Genomic DNA, 22,300 nt, shown 5'->3' with positions numbered 1-22,300 from the left:
CAGAAAGTAGTGTTGCTTTTTCGAATTTATGGTATAATTTAAGCGTATACACATAATTATTGATTTTTGAACTTTTTACGTTGCGAATTTAAGGAGGCAATGAATGAAAAAGAGTAAGGTATTTTTACTAGCAACCGTAGGCCTGTTATCTGTAGGTGTTTTAACGGCTTGCTCGTCATCAAGTAAGACGTCTGGTAAGACTTATAATTATGTTTACGGTGGCGATCCTGCAACCCTAGACTATGTTTCTACAAATAAGAAAAACATGACGACAGCCGTTAGTAACGGTGTTGATGGTTTGTTTGAAAATGACCAATATGGGAATCTAAAACCTTCTGTCGCTGAAAACTGGTCTGTTTCTCAAGATGGTTTGACCTATACTTACAAGATTCGTAAGGGTGTCAAATGGTACACTTCAGACGGTGAAGAATATGCCAATGTAACAGCTAAAGACTTTGTAACAGGTCTTAAGCATGCTGCTGATACTAATTCTGAAGCGATTTATTTGCTACAAAACTCAGTTAAGGGCTTGAATGATTACCTTTCAGGTGCCAACAAGGACTTCTCAAATGTTGGTATCAAAGCAGTTGATGATTACACTTTGCAATATACGCTTAGCCAACCAGAACCTTACTGGAATTCAAAATTGACCTACTCTGTTACTTGGCCTGTTAATGAAGATTTCTTGAAATCTAAAGGTAAAGACTTTGGTAAGTCAACAGACCCAACATCTATTCTTTATAACGGTCCATATCTTCTTAAATCTTTGACAACGAAATCTTCTATTGAGTTCACCAAGAATGAAAACTACTGGGATAAGGATAATGTCTATTTTGATACAGTTAAATTGACTTACGATGATGGTACAGACCAAGAATCCTTGGAACGTAACTTCACTGATGGAGTCTATAACTTAGCTCGTCTATACCCAACTAGCTCAAACTATTCTAAAGTTAAAAAACAGTACAAAGACAATATTTTCTATACACAACCTGGAGCAGCTGTAGAAGGTGTCGGTGTTAATATCGATCGTCAAACTTATGACCATACATCTAAAGAAAATGATCAACAAAAGACATCAACTAAGACAGCTCTTCTTAACAAAGATTTCCGTCAAGCATTAGGTTTTGCCATTGACCGTACAAATTACGCCGCACAACTTAACGGTAAGGAAGGTGGAAGCACTGCCGTTCGTAATATCTTTGTTAAACCAGACTTTGTTCAAGCAGATGGTAAGGACTTCGGAACAATGGTAATGGATCAACTTCCAGCTTATGGTGATGAGTGGTCTGGTGTGAATCTTGCAGACAGTCAAGACGGTCTTTATAACCCAGAAAAAGCTAAGGCTGAATTTGCTAAAGCCAAAGAAGCTCTTCAAGCAGAAGGGGTTCAGTTCCCAATCCATTTGGATGTTCCTGTCAATCAGTCAAATAAAATCTTTGTGAACCAAGTGCAGTCACTTAAACAATCTATTGAATCAGCTCTTGGAAAAGACAATGTTGTACTTGATCTTCATCAATTGTCAACTGATGATTTCTATAACATTACCTACTCTGCTTCAAATGCAGCGGCAGAGGATTGGGACTTGTCAGTAGGTGTGGCTTGGGAGCCTGACTACCTTGATCCATCAACTTATCTTGATGTCTTGAAGACTACAAATGGTGAAAATACTAAATCTTTCATGGGTTATGACAATCCAAATAGTCAAGCGGTTGAAAAAGTAGGTCTTAAAGAATATGACCAATTGGTTGATGATGCTTCTAAGGAAACAACAGACTTGACGGCTCGTTATGAAAAATATGCAAAAGCTCAGGCATGGTTGACGGATAGTGCACTTTATATCCCAACGACTACTTATAACGGTGCAGCTGCTGTAATTTCTCGTATTAAGCCATTCTCAGGAGCTTATGCTCAAGCCGGTGATAAAGGTTCTACATACTACTTCAAGTATCTTAAATCTCAAGATGATATTGTGACTAAGAAACAATATGATTCAGCTTATAAAGATTGGCTTAAAGAAAGAGCGAAATCTAATGACAAAGCTCAAAAAGATCTTGCCAAACACGTTAAGTAATCTATTGAAAACGTCTACCTTTAGGTAGTCGTTTTTTTAACAAAATTTCTCGAACCACCCTAGATTGTGATATAATAAGAAAGATTGGTACTCGCTTCTAGATTTTTATTTGGAAAGTTTGGGGGGATAGAGTTGCCTACTGGTACTTATCATCTTAAGTTAGTTCTAAGAAAGGGACTTTAGGCTCAATAGGTATCCAAAGACTGAAGAATGAAACATAAAAAGGAGATTTATCTTGGCTAAAGATATCCGCGTTCGTTACGCACCAAGTCCAACAGGGCTTCTACACATTGGTAATGCTCGTACAGCATTGTTTAACTACCTTTATGCACGTCATCATGGTGGTACATTCATTATCCGTATTGAAGATACTGACCGTAAACGTCACGTTGAAGATGGTGAGCGTTCACAGCTTGATAACTTGCGTTGGTTGGGAATTGACTGGGATGAAAGTCCTGAGACACACGAAAACTATCGTCAATCAGAGCGTTTGCCACTTTACCAAAAATATATTGATCAACTTTTGGCAGAAGGTAAAGCCTATAAGTCATATGTCACTGAAGAAGAGTTGGCTGCAGAGCGCGAACGTCAAGAAGCGGCTGGTGAAACTCCTCGTTACATTAACGAGTTCCTTGGCATGACTGAAGAAGAAAAAGCTGCCTACATCGCAGAACGTGAAGCAGCAGGTATTGTACCTACAGTTCGTTTGGCGGTTAATGAGTCAGGAATTTATAAATGGCATGATATCGTTAAGGGAGATATCGAATTTGAAGGTGGTAATATCGGTGGTGACTGGGTTATCCAGAAGAAAGATGGTTACCCAACTTACAACTTTGCGGTAGTTGTTGATGATCACGATATGCAAATTTCACACGTTATCCGTGGAGATGACCATATTGCCAATACACCAAAACAACTCATGGTTTATGAAGCTCTTGGTTGGGAAGCTCCTGAGTTTGGACACATGACTCTTATCATCAATTCTGAAACTGGTAAGAAGTTGTCTAAACGTGATACTAACACCCTTCAATTTATCGAAGATTACCGTAAAAAAGGTTACCTTCCAGAAGCAGTCTTTAACTTCATTGCTCTTCTTGGTTGGAATCCTGGCGGTGAAGACGAAATCTTTTCTCGTGAAGAACTCATTAAACTTTTTGATGAAAACCGTCTAAGCAAGTCACCAGCGGCCTTTGACCAGAAGAAATTGGATTGGATGAGTAACGACTACATTAAGAATGCAGATTTCGATAAGGTCTTTGCTCTTTGCAAACCTTTCTTGGAAGAAGCTGGTCGTTTGACAGATAAAGCTGAGAAATTAGTGGAACTCTATAAACCACAAATGACAGCTGCAGAAGAAATTGTCCCTCTTACAAATCTCTTCTTTGAAGATTTCCCAGAATTGACAGAGGCTGAAAAAGAAGTTATGGCTGGTGAAACAGTACCAACAGTACTTAAAGCTTTTAAAGCCAAACTCGAAGCTATGTCTGATGATGAGTTTGTTGTTGAAAACATTTTCCCACAAATTAAGGCTGTTCAAAAAGAAACAGGAATCAAAGGGAAAAATCTCTTCATGCCAATCCGTATTGCTGTTTCAGGAGAAATGCACGGTCCAGAATTGCCAGATACTATTTTCTTGCTCGGTCGTGAAAAATCAATCAAACATATTGATCAAGTTCTTGCAACACTATAAAAACAACCCCAACAATCGTTGGGGTTTCGAATGCACATAAGCGATATGTCAATGATTATATGATAATTGCTAAGTCTACTTTTGTAATATAATGATGATATTTCGTAATCATATCATCATTTTCAAAACTTTAAATTAGTTTTATAATAGATTGGTAATAAAAATTAGGGAGGAGTGAGCATTATGAGAAGATTTGGTTGGTATTTCTACTATGTTATTGGCATGTACCCATAAAAATAGGTAATGAGTCAGTTAAAGAGCTTAGTTTTTCTAAGCTCTTTTTTATGTTTATGAAAAGTAGGGGACATGTGGGATTGTCTGATGTTAGATTGTTCTCAATCAGGAAAAAATAGCTTTATATTTTTAGCTTTTTCTAATAGGAGTGATGCTAAATTATATATTTATGTTACAATAAAGTAGGTTGATTTTTGAAAGGAAGGGGGAGTCTAGAGATGATTGTTTTATTTACGGTTCTACGTCTATTGGCTATTTTAATTGTTAGTCACGATATGTCAGGTTTGCTCAAAACTTGGAAGAGTAAATGCTGGTTTATCGCAGGGAGTCTCTTGCTCTCTCTATTTGTTGGAGGCATTACAGGGTCGCTCTTAGCACTTTTGTTCTGCTATCTTTTCTTAAATAAAATATCAAGTAGTGAAAAGAATTCTTTTCTTTTCACCTTTTTGCCGTGGGTTTTTGTTGAAATCACCTCGAAACTGCTTCAACTTTACTTTTTCCCATGGATTTTTCAAATTAATTACTTACAGGTCAAGGACACCCCAGTACTCATTGCTTTGTCTTATCTCTTGATTTACCCAATTTTTCATCTGATTGTCAAAGTGTTCTTTATTGACTTTGGTGCTCTCAATGTTATGGGAAATAACCATACTTACCAAGTTAGACAACGCTTATTGGTTGGGGTGACTCTGGCTTATATTATTTTATCTTTAATTATTTTCTATGCCAGTAATATCTTTCCTTACTCAGGTCTCTTTATTTATTTAGCAGGTAGTATTACGATTGTCTACTCCATTCTCTTTATTTTGCTCTTTGCTCAGCTTAATATCTATTCTAAGAAAAGAGTGAAGGACCAGTTGACCGAAGAAATGGCTAGACACGAGGAAAGTTTAGAAGAATATAGCCACCGTTTAGAAAAACTCTATAATGATATTTCTCAGGTGAAGAAGGATTATCTCGAAGGGCTTAAAACAATGGAGGTTAGTATCCAACGACGAGACTTACCTGCTTTGAAACAAGAGTATGCAGAACTTTTAGAAAAATCTGGAAATAGCTTAACTTTGTCAAATTATGAATTGTCACGCTTAATCAACTTAGAAATCACATCTCTCAAGAGTCTCTTTTCTGCTAAAGTGCTTGAGGCTGAGAACTTAGGAATTAAGGTCAATTTGGAGTTGCCAGATGTTATATCGTCAACTCAGATAGAGGCCTTAGATTTGGTTGTGATTTCTTCTGTCTTCTTAAACAATGCTATTGAGTCGGCAGTGGATTCTGAAGATCCTACTTTAACCATATCCTTCTTTAAAAATCAAGGTTATCTTATCTTGGTTATTGACAATACAACCAGAGAAGAACGTATTCCTGTGTCAAGGATTTTTGATGAAGGGGTTTCTAGTAAAGGAGAAGGCCGAGGACTTGGTCTGTCTAAGGTTGCAGATATACTTAATCGCTATCCAAAAGTAAATCTTGAGACTCGTAGTTGTGACCATCATTTTACACAGGTACTCTCTTTTCAGGATAATTGATAAATCAAAGATAATATTTGTAGAGGATAGGGAAAATAGAAAGGGGAAAAGCATATGCAACTTGTGATTGACGGCCTTATTGCTTTGGTTGTTGTCGTTTCACATCTTGTGATTTTAGCTAGAATGGCTTATCTAGATGTTTTTACTTACAGTTACATTCCTTATGTAATCGTAGTAACTGCCGTTAAGTGGTTAGCCAAGGTGCTATGGCAAATTGATATTCCAGATGCGATTTATCTCCTAGTCTTTATTTTTCTTGAAAAACCTCAGGCTCTACGAGAAGAAAAGTATTTTTATGCTTTCTTTGCCCCTGTCTTTTGGACTCTGATTACAAGCTTCTTTAGTTTTTATTTTTTCCGAGTTTTCTTTAATAAGCCGGTCGAATTGGTTCCAAACCATTTAGGAATCTTGGTTGTAGATAGTGTTGTTCTTCCCTTCTTTCTAGGCTTGCAAAAAATGTTCGGTTTAGATAGCTTTTTTAAGGAACCATATCAGGACTTGCAGGATAAATATAAGAGTATGCTCTTGCAAGTTGATCATATTTTAATTATCAGTTATCTGCTTATTCTCTTTAAACGGGAGATTTTCTCCTTGCTTCTGAGTCAGACCTATCTCCCAGGTTACCCTCAAATTTATATTTGGGTTGGTTTCCTTATACACATGTATATTCTTGTTCGCTTTGTTTCTTATGGTAAAGACGTACGTGATAGCAAAATTCTCAGAGAACAAGAGGAGCACTTGAGGAGTCTGGAAGCTTATAATGAAAAAATCGAAACTGCCTATAAGAGTGTACGCTCATTTAAACATGATTATGAAAATATACTCATTAGTATGCAGACAAGTATTGATAGTGGGGATTTTGACCTTATTGAACAAACCTATCAGGATATTTTGAAAAAGGCTGGTCAAGAACTCGTTGAGGAAGATGACGAAACTGTCTCTTGAGTGTAAACAGGAAATATTATCATGAACTTACAGCTTTGGACCATGGTATCACTTGAAAATAGTATTATTCAGATTATTAGTTTTCATATTACCTGGTTTATTTATAAAAAACTAACAAGGAGCACTCTAGCTTACTGGAAAGTATTTTGTTTAAGTCTCTTAGGTATAGTGGTATCATTTGGTAAAGGTGATGGCTTCTATTATCAAGTTGTTATCTTTCTAGCTTTGGCCTTAAAGGAACGGCGGGAGCATCGTTTGACGCTCTGGGCAAGCCTCTTTTTTGGGGCTTTCTCGGTTCTCTTTACTGATTTATTTGCGACTTTTACACCATATTATGTATTCAGTAACTTATTTACAAATATGAGCTTGGTTGAGATTCAAGAAAATTTCTTCCTAAATTTGCTATCTTATGTGATGATTTATCCTTTTTTTCTCTATGTCAATTATCTATCAAGTTCAGATATTGACAAGATTAAGGAGCTGATTTATTCCCATGGTCGTGAGCGTTTATTGATTGCGGTTGATTTGACCTTTGCACTCTACATTACTTGTAGTATTCTTTTGGTATCTACAGGTAGTGATGTGAGAGGGCCAATTTTTATTGCAATGGCGGTTTATCTCCTAATGGTAACAACCTTGAACCGCTATTCTCATAAATTTGTCAGAGAACGTAGTAAGGAAGCTGTGGAGACCTATGTCTATAACTTGGAAGTCTATAATAAGCATATTGAGGATCTTTTTACAAAAGTAAAACCTATTGAAAAAGATTTTGAGAGTCTTTTGGTAGCTCTTGAGACTCCTCTGGCTAAAAATCAATTGTCAGAGGTTTTATCCGTTTATCATGAGCATTTGAACCATCTTAAACTTGATAATTTGGATTTAAATGATAAGTTGGCTCCTTTGTTCGAGATTCCTTATCCGGTATTAAGAAGTTGGATTGTAAACCAAGTTATTCCTTTGGAACAAAAAGGTGTCACAGTTAGGTTGGATGTCAATGTTGATGCTTATCCTAATAATTTAAATGTTGCAGTTCTTATTAGAGTTTTAGAACGTTGCATGAACTTAGCTGAAAAACTTTGGGCCAAGGAGCCGGAGACAGATATTGGTTTCCTTATTCAACAGAATGAGGATGGCAATCTCAGCTTTATTCTTGAGAATACCAACCAGGAAGCTAATCCGAAACCTGACGATAGTCTGGTTGTTAGTCGAGATTTTGCCCAGTTTTGCTGGTCAAACGGTATCGGTTTAACAAATAAAAAAGAATTATTTAAAACCTATCAAATTGTCACGGTAATACCATAATTGTAGGAAGGAGGAAGGTAGCTATGCTAGGTAACGTCATTTTTCAAATTTTGATGTTTGTCATTATTTGGGATATCTATTTACGTATTGGTGGACAAAACACTAATCTTAAAAATCGTATACTTTATTTGTTATTTGATGTTGCTCTATGCATTTGGGGACAACTCATTGGACGCTATATAGGCATAGTACCTCCCTTAGTAGCCATTGTAACATTGACATTTAGCTACCAACTGAATAAAAGTGTCACTTCTGTAGAGCGCTTTTTTCTAGGTTTTTACCCAGTGGTACTAGTCGATTTGGCAAGACGTTTTTTGGCTACTTTCTTCTTTCCGCCGATACTTGGCATAACTGTTGATACTTTAAACACTAATATTTGGTGGTCTATGGTACCACTTTCCTTCGTCATGTTGACGGTTAGAATAGTAGATTTTATTTTACGTCTAGATTTTACAGATATATTGAAAGTTGCTGCCCAACAAGAAAAAAAGAACCGTCTGGGTTTGGTCAACATGCTTCTTTTGCTTTATTATTTAGTTATCTTTTTGGTGTCGACATTTGATACTTATTTTCCAGAGTTACATCTTGAGGGTAGGTTTCGTTTACCATTAGTAGTGGGATATCTCTACTTACTCCTCTTTGTACTAGGAGCTGTGAACCAGTTCGCTAAGGAAAAAATAGAGCAGGATTTAGCGATGAAGCAAGCCAACTATCTTGATGATTTGAAGCGTGAGAATACTAGGGTAGAAGGTTTGTATAGAGACTTGATGCATGTTCGCTCTAACTATAATTTTCTGCTTAATAATCTGAGAGATATCGAAAGAACAGGAGATATTCGTTCTTACAAAAAAGATTTGGTTGATCTTTATGTGTATCGAGATCAGTACCGCCTCTCTACTCATGTTACAGATTTGGATAATATCCAAAACTCAAGTATTCATAGTCTACTTTCATCAAAGTATCATGAAGCTCAGATGTATCAACTCAACATTCATGCAGAAATTCCTGATCCAGTGATTCATAGCTATCTAACTGACTTAGATTTAGCAGTTGTTTTAGGTCATCTTATGAATAATGCTATTGATGGTGCTCGCAAAGCCCACGAGGGCTTTATTAGTATTGCCTATTTTGATGAAGAGGGCTGCCAGAGTTTTATTGTTGAAAGTGCAATTTCAGATGAAAAAGCTTTACTTTCAATGATGTCATCTCAAATTCCTATCAATGGGGGGGACGCAGGTATAAATGCTGTTCAAGATATCTTGGAACGTTATCCGAATACATCCTTCTCTGTTCGAAGTCAGAAACATAAAATGATGCAAATACTAGAAATGAGGCCCTAATATGAATATATATATTTTAGAAGATGATTTGATGCAACAAACACGTATTAGTGATATCATCAGAGAATTGGTTTCAGAGGGTGCGTTTTCTGTACGAAAACTTGAAGTTTTTTCTAAACCACATAAACTATTGTCCAGCATCAACGAGAAGGGGAACCATCAGATTTTTCTTTTGGATATTGATATTGATGGCAATCGAAAGAAGGGGTTAGAAGTTGCCTCTGAAATTCGTCAACAAGATGCTAATGCGGTTATTATTTTTGTAACAACTCACTCAGAATTTGCTCCAATTAGTTTTAAGTATAAGGTTTCCGCACTTGATTTTATTGAAAAGACAGTCTCTAATGTGGAATTCAAACAACAATTGAAACAAACCTTGACTTTTGTAAATCAAAAAATTGGAGATGTGGACGATGATGAGATGTTTGTGTTTGAAACTGCTCAGTCTAGAATACAAGTTCCGATGCGAGATATTTATTATTTTGCGACAGCTGCAACTCCTCATAAGGTAATGTTAATTACTAAAACAGAGCGCCTGGAGTTTTATGCTAATCTTGGAGATATTACTTCGGTGAATAAAATACTCTTTTCATGTCACCGCTCCTTTTTAGTTAATCTGGATAATATTGCCCGTATTGATAAGACGCAACTGATGATTTATTTTGAGAATGGTGATTCATGTCCGGTTTCTCGCTTGAAAATGAAGGCCCTACTTAAAAAATGGTCAGAGGTAAGAAATCATTAGTGGGAGTGACTAAATCAGACTTTTAAATTTGGCTCTATAATTTCTGTAGTGGGTAAAACCACTGTAGAGATTGTAGTGCTTTTTGAGTGTCTCTTGAATATACAATATAAGTGCACAATAAAAACTCATAAGATTTTCTAGTAAAATAGAATTGAATGGACTAGTTACTATAGGAAGCTATTCTCCAAGTCATGCACAGGAGTCTTACCATAGGGCTAAATCACACTGTGGGCGGAAGCGTATGCTTGAAATAGATCACAATTTAAGCAATACCGTCAAACATCTATTTCTCGATTACCAATGGTCTCCTGAAGAAATAGAAGGTCGGTTGCGAATAGAGTACGGAAAAACTGTTATTAGTTATCAAACAATCTATAGAGCCATTTATCGAGGACATTTTGAGGATAACTCATTATCTCATGGTGCTCGTGGTGTCATTCGTAAACTTCGTCATCGTGGGAAAACACGTCATACAAAAGGTCATGTTGAAAATAGAGGGAAAATATCCATTTCTCATACAATTCACGAAAGACCAGAAGAGGCTAATAATCGAACTAGAATAGGAGATTGGGAAGCCGATACTGTTGCAGGTAAAACTGGAAAAGCTTGTTTAGTTACTCTAACAGACCGTTATTCTCGTTTTCTAAAAATCAAAAAGGTAGCTGTTAAGAAAAGCAAGTTGGTAATAGAAGCTATGGTAAAACTGTTAGAACCCTTGACGAAGTATACAGTAACTCCTGATAGAGGGAAAGAATTCACGTATCATCAGAAATTGAGTGATCAATTGAACATTGAAGTCTATTTTCCTGACCCTCATGCTCCATGGCAACGAGGAACCAATGAGAACACGAATGGATTATTTAGAGAATATTTTCCAAAGGGTAGTGATCTAACATTGGTTAATGATCAGACTATTCAGCTATGGGAGAACAAACTTAATAATAGGTCACGAAAATGTCTTAACTGGAAAACACCTTATGAAGTATTCTATGGGAAAGTGTGCATTGGGCATAACAAAAAATCCATCGATTGATGACTTTTTCAGTGGGCTCCCTATTCGGTCCTCTCTAGATGTTAGCTTTTCGTCACCCACTACAGTTGACAGGGAGTATTAAATTTAAGGGTGATGTATCACTATTTTGTAGATGATTGATTGTTTTATAAGTAATTGGTTTTCATAAAAATACTAAATAGATGTCTTTTAGTAATGAAATTTAATAATTTATAAAAAAAATACTAAAGAATTACAGTTCAGGACAAAAAAATGACATTCTATGAAATCGTATAGACAATTAAATTGAAAAAGGTTATGATATAACCAAGATATGTGATTCGGAATGAGACATCGTCAATCTTATTGAAATCTACATACACTTTATGAAAATAAATAATGTACTTTTATATAACTTTTTCCTAATCCCCATTTTTTATTGGCCGCTCGTCCAATTACATATCTTTTTTATAGACATTAAAAGGCTTGAGAAATCAAGCTGTTTTTTTGTTTTTAAGGAATTATTGTAGTTTAAGATAAAAAATACATTCTGTGAGTGAAATCCGACATTTTAGGAAATAGCGACATACATCCTGGGGTTGCATGCTATAATGTAATCAAGGTTAGAGAGCAAGAAGAATGTATGGTTTAAGTTAGTCCCTTAAACATAATAATTTCCCTCATTCATTCTATCTAAAATTGCTGTTGTGTTCTCTACCGATGATGCTGTTGTTCAAAAGGTCTGTACTTTGTACAGGCCTTTTGGCATTTTAGAAGATAGATAGTTAAAGATGCTTTTGAATCTATTTGTATAGTTTCAAGAGTGTTTTTTTATTTTCTACCATTCCTTGCATAAAATTGAATAAAAATTAAGGATTAAGCATTTTTTAGGTCAGAATAATAAATAAAAATGAAATAAATATAAAAAAATAACAAAAAAGTGTTGACAGGTGAATAAATATGCAATATAATTAGTCTCGTAAGGTTGATAGAGATAGCAACCACAAGAAAATATAAGAAAAGAGAAAAATATTATGTCAAAAGAGAAAGTTATTCTTGCCTATTCGGGAGGTCTTGATACCTCAGTCGCTATTACATGGCTTAAAAAAGATTATGATGTTATTGCTGTTTGTATGGATGTCGGTGAAGGTAAAGATCTTGAGTTTATCCATGACAAAGCTTTGACAGTTGGAGCTGTTGAGTCATACGTGCTTGATGTTAAAGATGAGTTTGTTGAAGATTATGTGCTTCCAGCACTTCAAGCTCACGCTTACTATGAACAAAAATATCCTTTGGTTTCAGCGCTTAGTCGTCCAATTATTGCTAAAAAATTGGTTGAGATTGCTCATAAAACAGGAGCAACGACTATCGCTCACGGTTGTACTGGTAAAGGTAATGACCAAGTTCGTTTCGAAGTTGCCATTGCTGCCCTAGACCCAAGTCTTAAAGTAGTGGCGCCAGTGCGTGAATGGAAATGGTCTCGTGAGGAAGAAATTGAGTATGCTAAGGCTAATGGTGTTCCAGTTCCAGCAGACCTTGATAATCCTTACTCAGTCGATCAAAACCTTTGGGGACGTGCTAATGAGTGTGGTGTTCTTGAAAATCCTTGGAATCAAGCTCCAGAAGAGGCTTTTGGGATTACCAATTCACCAGAGTCTGCGCCAGATGAAGCTGAATATGTCGATGTAACCTTTAAAGAAGGGAAACCAGTTGCTCTTAACGGTAAAGAAATGAAATTGGCTGACCTTATCCAAGAGATGAATGTTATTGCTGGTAAGCATGGTGTCGGACGTATCGACCACGTTGAGAACCGTCTTGTAGGTATCAAATCTCGTGAAATTTATGAATGTCCAGGAGCTATCGCCCTTTTGACAGCTCATAAAGAAATTGAGGACTTAACTTTGGTACGTGAAGTTTCTCATTTTAAGCCAATTCTTGAAAATGAATTGTCAAACCTTATCTACAATGCTTTGTGGTTTAGCCCAGCAACACAAGCTATCATTGCTTATATTAAGGAAACACAAAAAGTTGTTAATGGTATCGCTAAAGTTAAACTTTACAAAGGGCATGCTCAAGTAGTAGCACGTCAATCAGCTAATTCATTGTATGATGAAAACTTGGCTACTTACACATCAGCTGACAGCTTTGATCAGGATGCTGCGATTGGATTTATCAAGCTTTGGGGTCTTCCAACTCAGGTTAATTCACAAGTTAACCATCCATTTGACAATTAATGACAAATTTCATAAGAAAAGTAGGCTATTAGAAGAAAAACGCTTCTTATCAGATAAAAGTGGACAGAGAGCCACATCTGATACTCTTTTCTTATAACTTATATTATTATCGTTAAGGCGTTCTGAGAGGCGTCACGAGCCTAAATAAACTACGACAGAGATCGGGTTTTAGGAAAACAAGTGTCCAGAGAGACAAATTAAGCTAGACAAATACTATCTAGCTTTTTTCATTTAAGTTATTGTGACCAAAGAGGTCGTTACTTGTTATAAGTATTAAGAAAGGATAGAAGATTATCCCAGTGAGGGGAAATCTTCAAAATAAAACTATGGCAGAAAATCATAAACTATGGGGCGGTCGGTTCGAAGCTAGTCTTGAAAAATGGGTAGAAGAATTCGGTGCTTCAATTTCATTTGACCAAAAAATGGCAGAGTTTGACCTTAAAGGGTCTATTGCCCATGTTACTATGCTCGGTGAGACAGGAATTATTACCAAAGAGGAAGCATTGCAAATTAAACAGGGCTTGGAAGAACTGCTTGAGGAATATAAGGCTGGTAAACTAGAATTTGATGTTTCCAATGAAGATATTCATATGAATATGGAGAGTCTTTTGACAGCTAAAATTGGACCAGTAGCAGGAAAACTTCATACAGCACGTTCACGTAACGACCAAGTAGCTACGGATATGCACTTGTATCTAAAAGCCAAACTAGTGGAAGTTATTGAGAAGCTCGATAACTTACGTGCTACTTTGGTCAATCTAGCAGACAAACATACCTATACAATTATGCCAGGCTACACTCACTTGCAGCATGCACAACCGATTTCTTTTGGTCACCACTTGATGGCTTATTACAACATGTTTACACGTGATGCCGAACGTTTTGAATTTAATATCAAGCATACGGATATCTCTCCACTCGGAGCTGCTGCACTAGCAGGAACAACTTTCCCGATTAATCGTAATATGACATCTGACTTAATGGGTTTTGCAAAACCATATAGCAATTCCTTGGATGCTGTTTCCGATCGTGACTTTATTCTCGAATTCTTGTCAAACTCAAGTATTCTCATGATGCATATGACACGTATTTGTGAAGAAATCATTAACTGGTGTTCTAACGAGTTTAAGTTTGTAACTCTATCTGATACTTTTTCAACAGGCTCTTCTATTATGCCTCAAAAGAAAAACCCAGATATGGCAGAACTAATTCGTGGGAAATCAGGTCGTGTCTATGGCAATTTGATTGGATTGTTGACGGTGATGAAGTCATTACCTTTGGCCTACAATAAAGATCTCCAAGAAGATAAAGAGGGTATGTTTGATACGGTAGAAACGATTACTGTCGCTATTGATATTCTCGCAGGCATGCTCAATACAATGACTGTTAATGACAAACATATGGCAGAATCAACAGAGAAAGATTTTTCAAATGCTACAGAGTTGGCTGATTATCTTGCATCTAAAGGCCTACCATTCCGTGAAGCACATGAGATTGTTGGAAAACTTGTCCTTGAGTGTACCAAAGCTGGTTATTACCTTCAGGATGTTCCTCTCGAACGTTATCAAGAAGTTTCAGACCTAATTGAAGAGGACATCTATGAGACACTTAAATCTCATACAGCTGTTGAACGTCGTCATTCCCTTGGTGGAACTGGTTTTGACCAGGTTAAATGGCAAATCAAAGAAGCTCAAAAAGCTCTAAAAAAATAAGTCTCTAAGGCCCTAACCATAAGGTTTTGGGCTTTTTTGCTATTTATGATATAATAGTACTAATTTTGAGTTTGGAGTCGCATTTTGAAAAAATCTTATCGCGTTAAGAAAGAGAAAGACTTTAAAGCATTATTTGATGCAGGACACAGTGTTGCTAATCGAAAATTTGTTGTCTACTGTCTGGATCGTGATCTACCTCATTTTAGAGTGGGTTTGTCAGTCAGTAAGCGTCTTGGTAATGCGGTTACTCGGAATCGGGTAAAACGTCGTCTACGACATGCACTAATGGACATGTCATCTCAGTTAGAACATCAAGATTTTGTCGTTATTGCTCGTAAAGGTGTTGAAGACTTAAGTTATCAAGACATTTATAGCAATCTCGTTCATGTCTTAAAAATAGCAAAGTTATATAAGGACTAGAAGATTATTTTGCTTCTTTACATTGTAAGATAAACTAAAGTCACTCCTGATTTTTGAGATACTCTTAATGAATGGAAGCGAAGCAGTTCTTTATCGTATTAAAAAGGAGTTTTTAGTGAAGAAAAAACTTAATATATCTGTTTTAGGTGCAGGAGCTCTCTTGCTTTTGTCCGCGTGTGGACGAAGTGATGTTACAAGTCACTCTACAGGCCTTTGGGAACGTCTTATTTTAATGTTTGGGAAGGCTATTCAAGGGCTTTCATTTGGTGGTTCTATTGGATTAGGTATTATTATTTTCACGATCTTAATTCGTGCAGTAATGATTCCTTTGTATAATCGCCAAATTAAGTCAAGCCGTGAACTACAAGAGTTGCAGCCAGAGTTACGTCGCTTGCAGAGTGAGTATCCTGGACGCGAGAATCGTGAAGCTCTTGCTTATGCACAACAAGATCTTTATAAAGAGCATGGTGTAAATCCTTACGCAAGCTTCGTTCCTCTCTTGATCCAATTTCCTATTTTGATGGCTCTTTATGGAGCGCTCACAAGAGTGCCAGAATTGCGAGAAGGAACATTCCTCTGGGTTGACCTAGGTCAGAAAGACCCTTACTTTATTCTTCCGATTTTGGCGGCTGCTTTCACCTTCCTTTCAACTTGGTTGACAAATAAGGCGGCTAAAGATCGTAGTGCAATGCTTCTTGTTATGAATATCATGCTTCCAATCTTTATTTTCTGGTTTGGAACTCAGATTTCTTCAGGGGTAGCACTTTACTGGGCAGTTTCAAACGCCTTCCAAGTTGTTCAGATTTTGATTTTTAATAATCCGTTTAAAATCATTGAAGAACGTAATCGTTTGGAAGCGGAAGAAAAAGAACGTAAAGCTAAGATTCGTCGTGCCAAGAAAAAGGCGCATAAACGTAAATAAGGAGGCTTATTATGGTTGTCTATTCTGGACGAACAGTCGAACAAGCTATCGAAAAAGGTTTGAAAGATCTTAATTTACCTCGTATGAAGGCTCATATTAAGGTGATTTCTCGTGAGAAAAAAGGTTTTCTAGGGTTCGGAAAGAAGCCAGCTCGAGTTAGTGTTGAACCAATAAATGAAAAGATAACTCATGAAGCAAATCAAAACACCGTTAAAGTGGCTCCTGATGCTATAAAACAATTAGACGATTCTGTCGCAAGTCCAAAAGACGAAACGATTGCTTTCAATAAAGTGACAAAACTTGTTACGGTTTCAGATAATAAGGAAATTGCACATGAAGACTTAAAGCAACCAGTTTCTACAGAGACTCTTGATGAAGAGTTGCCAGATAAGAAACAGGAGCAACCAAAGGCAACAATTATTCCTCTATCTGTTAAACGTGAGTCATCAGAAGGGGATGTTACAGAATTTATGGCAAATTCGCTTGAGCCCCAACTAGAACCGGTGGCTCAAGTTCAAACTCCGGAAACTTCTGAAGGAGATTTCAGTTCTTTTGTGGCATCTGAGTTTAGTTCGGATGAGTCTTCTGAAAATAATTTAGAAGATATTCAAGGGGCTGCAGATGATGTTTTATCTTACCTCGAAAAAATTATCTATGAAATGGATGTTGATGCTAGTCTAGAGGTTAGTCACAATCGTCGCAATATTATCATTCAGATTGAAACAGACCAACCTAGTCGTGTTATCGGTTATCATGGCAAGGTTCTCAAGTCTTTACAACTTTTAGCACAAAATTATTTGCACGATCGTCATTCTAAACGTTTTAGTGTTGTTCTTAATGTTCGTGATTATTTGGAGCAACGCACAGAGACTTTGATTGATTTAGCAGAAAAAACGGCGGCTAAAGTAAAAGAAACAGGTCGAGAGTACGTTATGGATCCAATGACGAATAGCGAACGAAAAATTATCCATAAGGCACTTTCTCAAATTGAAGGTGTTGAAAGTCACTCGGAAGGGGACGATCCTAATCGTTACGTTGTTGTGACAAAAGTATGATTACAATAGCGTTTATTGCTTACAGAAACTAGTCTTATTTGAAGGCTAGTTTTTTTGACAACAAAAAGTAGACGGTGTATACTTTATTTAAAAGGTAGTCGCTGTCTACTTAGATGGAAATAGGAGTCAAAATGAAACGTAATACTGCTGAATTGAAGGAAAAGTTAATCGCAACTGGAGCCGAGGAGATAAGAACAAGAGGTGTCGATCAACTATCTATCCGAACGGTGGCTCAAAGATGTGGGGTCACCCATGGGGCACCCTATAAGCACTTTGAAAATAAGGATGTCTATCTTCAGGTAGTTTTGGAGCATTTATCTGAGATCTTTTTGAAGTATCTGACAAAAGGGGTAGACTCTTCGCTTGATGTAAGAGGTCAATTAGTATTAATGGGCTGTAATTTTGTGGCATTTGCTCAAAAAGAAACAAATAGTTTTGAGGCCTTGTTTATTAAGTTTCCTTTCAATTATATGGAGCTCACTCGGGACAGTATCTCTGTTAATGCCCATTTACCAGGGTTTGAGCACTTTAAGAGTGTGGTTCTGGAGCTGAAAAGTAACATGAATATTTCGGGTAGTGAGGCAGAAATATTAGTTCATATCTGGAGTTTTATTACTGGATTAGCCGTTTTGGTAAGGAGTCCTATTGGTGATAATTTCAATAGTAACACTATTGAAGAGACTGTTAGTACTATGTTAGACATCTATGTTAAAGGAGCTAAACAATGAAAAACTTGATTATCTACGCCCATCCAAACGATAAGAGCTACAATGCCTCTATACTAGAGACTGTTAAAGAAAATTTATCGTCTAAACATGAGTTAAAGATTCTAGATTTGTATAAAGAGAAGTTCAATCCTGTTTTACGTTTTGATACAACACATAGGAGAAGAGACTTAGCGCACGATGTAGCTATGAAAGACTATCGAGATTTAATAACTTGGGCAGATCAGTTGATTTTTATTTTTCCAACTTGGTGGAGTGGAATGCCAGCTATCTTGAAAGGATTTATTGAACGCGTTTTTGTTGCTGGCTTTGCCTATGAAAATACACCCCGTGGATTGGATGGTAAATTGACTGGGAAAGCTTGGATTATTACAACCCACAATACACCAAAGATAGTTCTACCTTTAGTTCAAGATTATAGCAAAGTCCTAAAATTTCAAGTCCTAAAACCTTGTGGTATTAAACCGGTCAAAGTTACCCAGGTTTCACCTGTTGAGTATATGAGTGACCATAAGCGAAAAGAGGTACTCAAGAAAATAGCTAAACTAGCAAGGAGGTTATGAGCAAGCGATGATATAGGAACGGCATTGTAGTTTACAGTTATCACTAGCCTCCGGGCATCGAAGATATAATGAAATTAATATCTAAGTAATTCTTGACAAGATTAAGCTATTGCTATAAAATAGTATGGTATGTTTAGTAACTGATCAAAAATAGCCGGCTAAACGAATACGAAAATCTATCAGGAGGTATTCAACGTGAAACGTACTTATCAACCAAGTAAAATCCGTCGTCAACGTAAACACGGATTCCGTCACCGTATGTCAACTAAAAACGGACGTCGTGTTCTTGCAGCTCGTCGTCGTAAAGGACGTAAAGTTCTTTCAGCTTAAGACATTATTGAAAGCAACAGTGCTCGAGACTGTTGCTTTTTGTTTTTTGCTATAAATGATAGTGTTGATGTTTGTTGTTATTCATCGAAACTTTGAAAATATAGAGCTGACAATTCTTGTAATTTTTGATAAACTAAAGCGGTTGTGGATAATGACCACTTACTAAAAAATACTTAGGACTGTTTTTCCTAATGTAAGGAGTATAAATGACTGACTTTCCTATTAAATATCGTCTTATAAAGAAAGAAAAACACACAGGGGCACGCTTGGGGGAAATTATCACGCCTCATGGAACTTTTCCAACACCGATGTTTATGCCTGTAGGTACCCAAGCTACAGTAAAAACGCAATCTCCTGAAGAATTAAAACAGATGGGTTCAGGAATTATTTTGGCCAATACCTATCATTTATGGCTAAGACCTGGTGATGAGCTCGTTGCTAAAGCTGGAGGACTCCATAAATTCATGAATTGGGACCAAGCGATTCTTACAGATAGCGGTGGTTTCCAAGTATATTCATTGGCCGAAAAACGAAACATCTCGGAAGAAGGTGTAACTTTTAAAAATCACCTTAATGGAAGTAAGATGTTTTTATCTCCTGAAAAAGCGATCTTGATTCAGAACAATCTCGGTTCAGATATTATGATGAGTTTTGACGAATGCCCTCAATTTTACCAACCATACGACTATGTGAAAAATTCTATTGAACGTACAAGTCGTTGGGCAGAACGAGGGCTGAAAGCACATCGTCGTCCACATGACCAAGGTCTTTTTGGAATCGTACAGGGAGCAGGTTTTGAAGATCTTCGTAGACAATCTGCACAGGATTTGGTTTCCATGGATTTTCCAGGTTATTCAATTGGAGGTCTTGCAGTAGGAGAAACTCATGAAGAGATGAATGCAGTTCTAGACTTTACTGTACCTTTACTTCCTGAGAATAAACCACGTTATCTTATGGGGGTAGGGGCACCAGATAGTTTGATCGACGGTGTTATTCGTGGCGTTGACATGTATGATTGTGTTCTCCCAACACGAATTGCTCGTAACGGAACTTGTATGACGAGTCAAGGACGCCTCGTGGTTAAAAATGCGGCGTATGCAGAAGATTTTAGCCCTATAGATCCTGAGTGTGATTGTTATACATGTAAAAATTACACACGTGCTTATGTGAGACATTTGTTGAAAGCGGATGAAACGTTTGGAATTCGCCTGACAAGTTATCATAATCTCTACTTCTTGGTGAATTTAATGGCTAAAGTACGACAAGCTATTATAGATGACAATTTACTTGAGTTCCGCCAAGACTTTATAGAAAAGTATGGTTACAAGTCAAGTAAAAGAAATTTTTAAATAATTTATTTAGCAGTACATGATTGTACTGCTTTATTTTTTTGCAAAACCCTATTGACAAGCATTAATTTGGGTGATAAGATATAAAAGTTGTCTTAATTGCCTTGCCACAAACTTGAAAAGGTTCCAAAACTTTAAAAAAGTTATTGACAAGACAAGCTAGAGATGATATTATAAATAAGCTGTTTCGCGAGAGACAGCGGACACGAGAAGTGAAAAAACTTCAAAAAAAGTGTTGACAAGACATTCTAGATTTGCTAGAATACAGAAGTTGTCTTAAGAGAGACAAAGACCTTTGAGAACTGAATAAGAAACCAAGTGCAGGGTTATAGAAGAAATTATAACCTGTCAATTTACAAGAATAAATCGTCAGACGACGGTAATGAGTTAACGCTCGAACAATTATTAAATTTTTTAATGAGAGTTTGATCCTGGCTCAGGACGAACGCTGGCGGCGTGCCTAATACATGCAAGTAGAACGCTGAAGAGAGGAGCTTGCTCTTCTTGGATGAGTTGCGAACGGGTGAGTAACGCGTAGGTAACCTGCCTTGTAGCGGGGGATAACTATTGGAAACGATAGCTAATACCGCATAACAATGGATGACCCATGTCATTTATTTGAAAGGGGCAAATGCTCCACTACAAGATGGACCTGCGTTGTATTAGCTAGTAGGTGAGGTAACGGCTCACCTAGGCGACGATACATAGCCGACCTGAGAGGGTGATCGGCCACACTGGGACTGAGACACGGCCCAGACTCCTACGGGAGGCAGCAGTAGGGAATCTTCGGCAATGGGGGCAACCCTGACCGAGCAACGCCGCGTGAGTGAAGAAGGTTTTCGGATCGTAAAGCTCTGTTGTAAGTCAAGAACGAGTGTGAGAGTGGAAAGTTCACACTGTGACGGTAGCTTACCAGAAAGGGACGGCTAACTACGTGCCAGCAGCCGCGGTAATACGTAGGTCCCGAGCGTTGTCCGGATTTATTGGGCGTAAAGCGAGCGCAGGCGGTTTGATAAGTCTGAAGTTAAAGGCTGTGGCTCAACCATAGTTCGCTTTGGAAACTGTCAAACTTGAGTGCAGAAGGGGAGAGTGGAATTCCATGTGTAGCGGTGAAATGCGTAGATATATGGAGGAACACCGGTGGCGAAAGCGGCTCTCTGGTCTGTAACTGACGCTGAGGCTCGAAAGCGTGGGGAGCGAACAGGATTAGATACCCTGGTAGTCCACGCCGTAAACGATGAGTGCTAGGTGTTGGATCCTTTCCGGGATTCAGTGCCGCAGCTAACGCATTAAGCACTCCGCCTGGGGAGTACGACCGCAAGGTTGAAACTCAAAGGAATTGACGGGGGCCCGCACAAGCGGTGGAGCATGTGGTTTAATTCGAAGCAACGCGAAGAACCTTACCAGGTCTTGACATCCCGATGCTATTTCTAGAGATAGAAAGTTACTTCGGTACATCGGTGACAGGTGGTGCATGGTTGTCGTCAGCTCGTGTCGTGAGATGTTGGGTTAAGTCCCGCAACGAGCGCAACCCCTATTGTTAGTTGCCATCATTCAGTTGGGCACTCTAGCGAGACTGCCGGTAATAAACCGGAGGAAGGTGGGGATGACGTCAAATCATCATGCCCCTTATGACCTGGGCTACACACGTGCTACAATGGTTGGTACAACGAGTTGCGAGTCGGTGACGGCAAGCTAATCTCTTAAAGCCAATCTCAGTTCGGATTGTAGGCTGCAACTCGCCTACATGAAGTCGGAATCGCTAGTAATCGCGGATCAGCACGCCGCGGTGAATACGTTCCCGGGCCTTGTACACACCGCCCGTCACACCACGAGAGTTTGTAACACCCGAAGTCGGTGAGGTAACCTTTTGGAGCCAGCCGCCTAAGGTGGGATAGATGATTGGGGTGAAGTCGTAACAAGGTAGCCGTATCGGAAGGTGCGGCTGGATCACCTCCTTTCTAAGGAAAAACGGAATGTACTTGAGTTTCTTATTTAGTTTTGAGAGGTCTTGTGGGGCCTTAGCTCAGCTGGGAGAGCGCCTGCTTTGCACGCAGGAGGTCAGCGGTTCGATCCCGCTAGGCTCCATTGAATCGCAAGATTCAAGTATTGTCCATTGAAAATTGAATATCTATATCAAATT

At 37.9% G+C, this 22,300-nt stretch carries 17 protein-coding genes, 1 tRNA gene and 1 rRNA gene; all 19 read left to right on the top strand.

Translation table 11 applies throughout. From position 1 onward, the window contains the following. The first annotated feature begins 103 nt into the window (after positions 1 to 103). The 19 genes from NST80_RS09550 (at position 104) to NST80_RS09460 (ending at position 22,245) form a co-directional block, all read left to right on the top strand. Positions 104 to 2,074 (top strand): peptide ABC transporter substrate-binding protein, encoded by a 1,971-nt coding sequence (locus NST80_RS09550; RefSeq protein WP_045771786.1) that lies wholly within the window; start codon positions 104 to 106, stop codon positions 2,072 to 2,074. Between the two features lie 235 nt (positions 2,075 to 2,309). After that, positions 2,310 to 3,764 (top strand): glutamate--tRNA ligase, encoded by a 1,455-nt coding sequence (gene gltX / locus NST80_RS09545; protein ID WP_013991233.1) that lies wholly within the window; start codon positions 2,310 to 2,312, stop codon positions 3,762 to 3,764. A 452-nt stretch (positions 3,765 to 4,216) separates the two neighbouring features. Next, a complete protein-coding gene (locus tag NST80_RS09540) occupies positions 4,217 to 5,524 on the top strand; it encodes a GHKL domain-containing protein (RefSeq protein ID WP_183138284.1) in 1,308 nt (435 codons plus the stop codon). Between the two features lie 54 nt (positions 5,525 to 5,578). Further along, positions 5,579 to 6,469, top strand: a complete 891-nt coding sequence (locus NST80_RS09535) for a hypothetical protein (RefSeq protein WP_045771785.1) — start codon at positions 5,579 to 5,581, stop codon at positions 6,467 to 6,469. A 21-nt stretch (positions 6,470 to 6,490) separates the two neighbouring features. After that, positions 6,491 to 7,771, top strand: a complete 1,281-nt coding sequence (locus tag NST80_RS09530; protein ID WP_045771784.1) for a hypothetical protein — start codon at positions 6,491 to 6,493, stop codon at positions 7,769 to 7,771. A 23-nt stretch (positions 7,772 to 7,794) separates the two neighbouring features. Continuing rightward, complete coding sequence (locus NST80_RS09525) at positions 7,795 to 9,111, top strand: GHKL domain-containing protein (RefSeq protein ID WP_118172199.1); 1,317 nt, start codon at positions 7,795 to 7,797, stop codon at positions 9,109 to 9,111. Position 9,112: 1 nt separating this feature from the next. Continuing rightward, positions 9,113 to 9,856: a LytTR family DNA-binding domain-containing protein gene (locus NST80_RS09520; protein ID WP_002886967.1), complete on the top strand. Its 744-nt coding sequence runs from the start codon at positions 9,113 to 9,115 to the stop codon at positions 9,854 to 9,856. A gap of 151 nt (positions 9,857 to 10,007) precedes the next feature. Then, positions 10,008 to 10,889 (top strand): IS30 family transposase, encoded by an 882-nt coding sequence (locus NST80_RS09515; RefSeq protein ID WP_342504603.1) that lies wholly within the window; start codon positions 10,008 to 10,010, stop codon positions 10,887 to 10,889. Positions 10,890 to 11,881: 992 nt separating this feature from the next. Beyond that, complete coding sequence (locus NST80_RS09510; RefSeq protein ID WP_013991226.1) at positions 11,882 to 13,081, top strand: argininosuccinate synthase; 1,200 nt, start codon at positions 11,882 to 11,884, stop codon at positions 13,079 to 13,081. Positions 13,082 to 13,407: 326 nt separating this feature from the next. Next, on the top strand, positions 13,408 to 14,793 hold the full coding sequence (gene argH / locus NST80_RS09505; protein ID WP_041817286.1) for an argininosuccinate lyase: 1,386 nt from the start codon (positions 13,408 to 13,410) through the stop codon (positions 14,791 to 14,793). Between the two features lie 84 nt (positions 14,794 to 14,877). Next, complete coding sequence (gene rnpA, locus NST80_RS09500) at positions 14,878 to 15,213, top strand: ribonuclease P protein component (protein WP_002891957.1); 336 nt, start codon at positions 14,878 to 14,880, stop codon at positions 15,211 to 15,213. A 115-nt stretch (positions 15,214 to 15,328) separates the two neighbouring features. Further along, positions 15,329 to 16,135, top strand: coding sequence for a membrane protein insertase YidC (locus NST80_RS09495; protein WP_013991224.1), 807 nt, complete (start codon positions 15,329 to 15,331; stop codon positions 16,133 to 16,135). A gap of 11 nt (positions 16,136 to 16,146) precedes the next feature. Continuing rightward, entirely contained in the window at positions 16,147 to 17,190 is a 1,044-nt protein-coding gene (gene jag / locus NST80_RS09490; protein ID WP_183138282.1) for an RNA-binding cell elongation regulator Jag/EloR, read from the top strand. A 131-nt stretch (positions 17,191 to 17,321) separates the two neighbouring features. Beyond that, a complete protein-coding gene (locus tag NST80_RS09485; RefSeq protein WP_013991222.1) occupies positions 17,322 to 17,918 on the top strand; it encodes a TetR/AcrR family transcriptional regulator in 597 nt (198 codons plus the stop codon). Beyond that, positions 17,915 to 18,478 carry an NAD(P)H-dependent oxidoreductase gene (locus NST80_RS09480; protein ID WP_013991221.1) on the top strand — a complete coding sequence of 188 codons (564 nt, stop codon included), beginning with the start codon at positions 17,915 to 17,917 and terminating at the stop codon, positions 18,476 to 18,478. The genes NST80_RS09485 and NST80_RS09480 overlap by 4 nt, the downstream gene beginning before the upstream one ends. A gap of 195 nt (positions 18,479 to 18,673) precedes the next feature. Continuing rightward, positions 18,674 to 18,808, top strand: coding sequence for a 50S ribosomal protein L34 (gene rpmH, locus NST80_RS09475; protein ID WP_002885866.1), 135 nt, complete (start codon positions 18,674 to 18,676; stop codon positions 18,806 to 18,808). A 206-nt stretch (positions 18,809 to 19,014) separates the two neighbouring features. After that, entirely contained in the window at positions 19,015 to 20,157 is a 1,143-nt protein-coding gene (gene tgt / locus NST80_RS09470; protein ID WP_049527868.1) for a tRNA guanosine(34) transglycosylase Tgt, read from the top strand. 413 nt (positions 20,158 to 20,570) lie between these two features. Beyond that, positions 20,571 to 22,118, top strand: a 16S ribosomal RNA gene (locus NST80_RS09465). Between the two features lie 54 nt (positions 22,119 to 22,172). Then, positions 22,173 to 22,245 (top strand) — tRNA-Ala (locus tag NST80_RS09460). Positions 22,246 to 22,300 lie beyond the last annotated feature (55 nt).

The organism is Streptococcus sp. FSL K6-1323 (assembly GCF_038630745.1).
Classification (GTDB): Bacteria; Bacillota; Bacilli; order Lactobacillales; family Streptococcaceae; genus Streptococcus; species Streptococcus salivarius_D.
Note: the sequence above shows the minus strand (reverse complement) of the source record. Positions and strands in the feature narration are given on the sequence as shown.

Coding starts and splice junctions, on each gene's coding strand:
- NST80_RS09510 (WP_013991226.1), top strand. CDS start 11,882: ATGTCAAAAGAGAAAGTTATTCTTGCCTATTCGGGAGGTCTTGATACC.
- NST80_RS09520 (WP_002886967.1), top strand. CDS start 9,113: ATGAATATATATATTTTAGAAGATGATTTGATGCAACAAACACGTATT.
- NST80_RS09540 (WP_183138284.1), top strand. CDS start 4,217: ATGATTGTTTTATTTACGGTTCTACGTCTATTGGCTATTTTAATTGTT.
- NST80_RS09525 (WP_118172199.1), top strand. CDS start 7,795: ATGCTAGGTAACGTCATTTTTCAAATTTTGATGTTTGTCATTATTTGG.
- NST80_RS09535 (WP_045771785.1), top strand. CDS start 5,579: ATGCAACTTGTGATTGACGGCCTTATTGCTTTGGTTGTTGTCGTTTCA.
- NST80_RS09530 (WP_045771784.1), top strand. CDS start 6,491: ATGAACTTACAGCTTTGGACCATGGTATCACTTGAAAATAGTATTATT.
- NST80_RS09550 (WP_045771786.1), top strand. CDS start 104: ATGAAAAAGAGTAAGGTATTTTTACTAGCAACCGTAGGCCTGTTATCT.
- tgt (WP_049527868.1), top strand. CDS start 19,015: ATGACTGACTTTCCTATTAAATATCGTCTTATAAAGAAAGAAAAACAC.
- NST80_RS09485 (WP_013991222.1), top strand. CDS start 17,322: ATGAAACGTAATACTGCTGAATTGAAGGAAAAGTTAATCGCAACTGGA.
- argH (WP_041817286.1), top strand. CDS start 13,408: ATGGCAGAAAATCATAAACTATGGGGCGGTCGGTTCGAAGCTAGTCTT.
- jag (WP_183138282.1), top strand. CDS start 16,147: ATGGTTGTCTATTCTGGACGAACAGTCGAACAAGCTATCGAAAAAGGT.
- NST80_RS09480 (WP_013991221.1), top strand. CDS start 17,915: ATGAAAAACTTGATTATCTACGCCCATCCAAACGATAAGAGCTACAAT.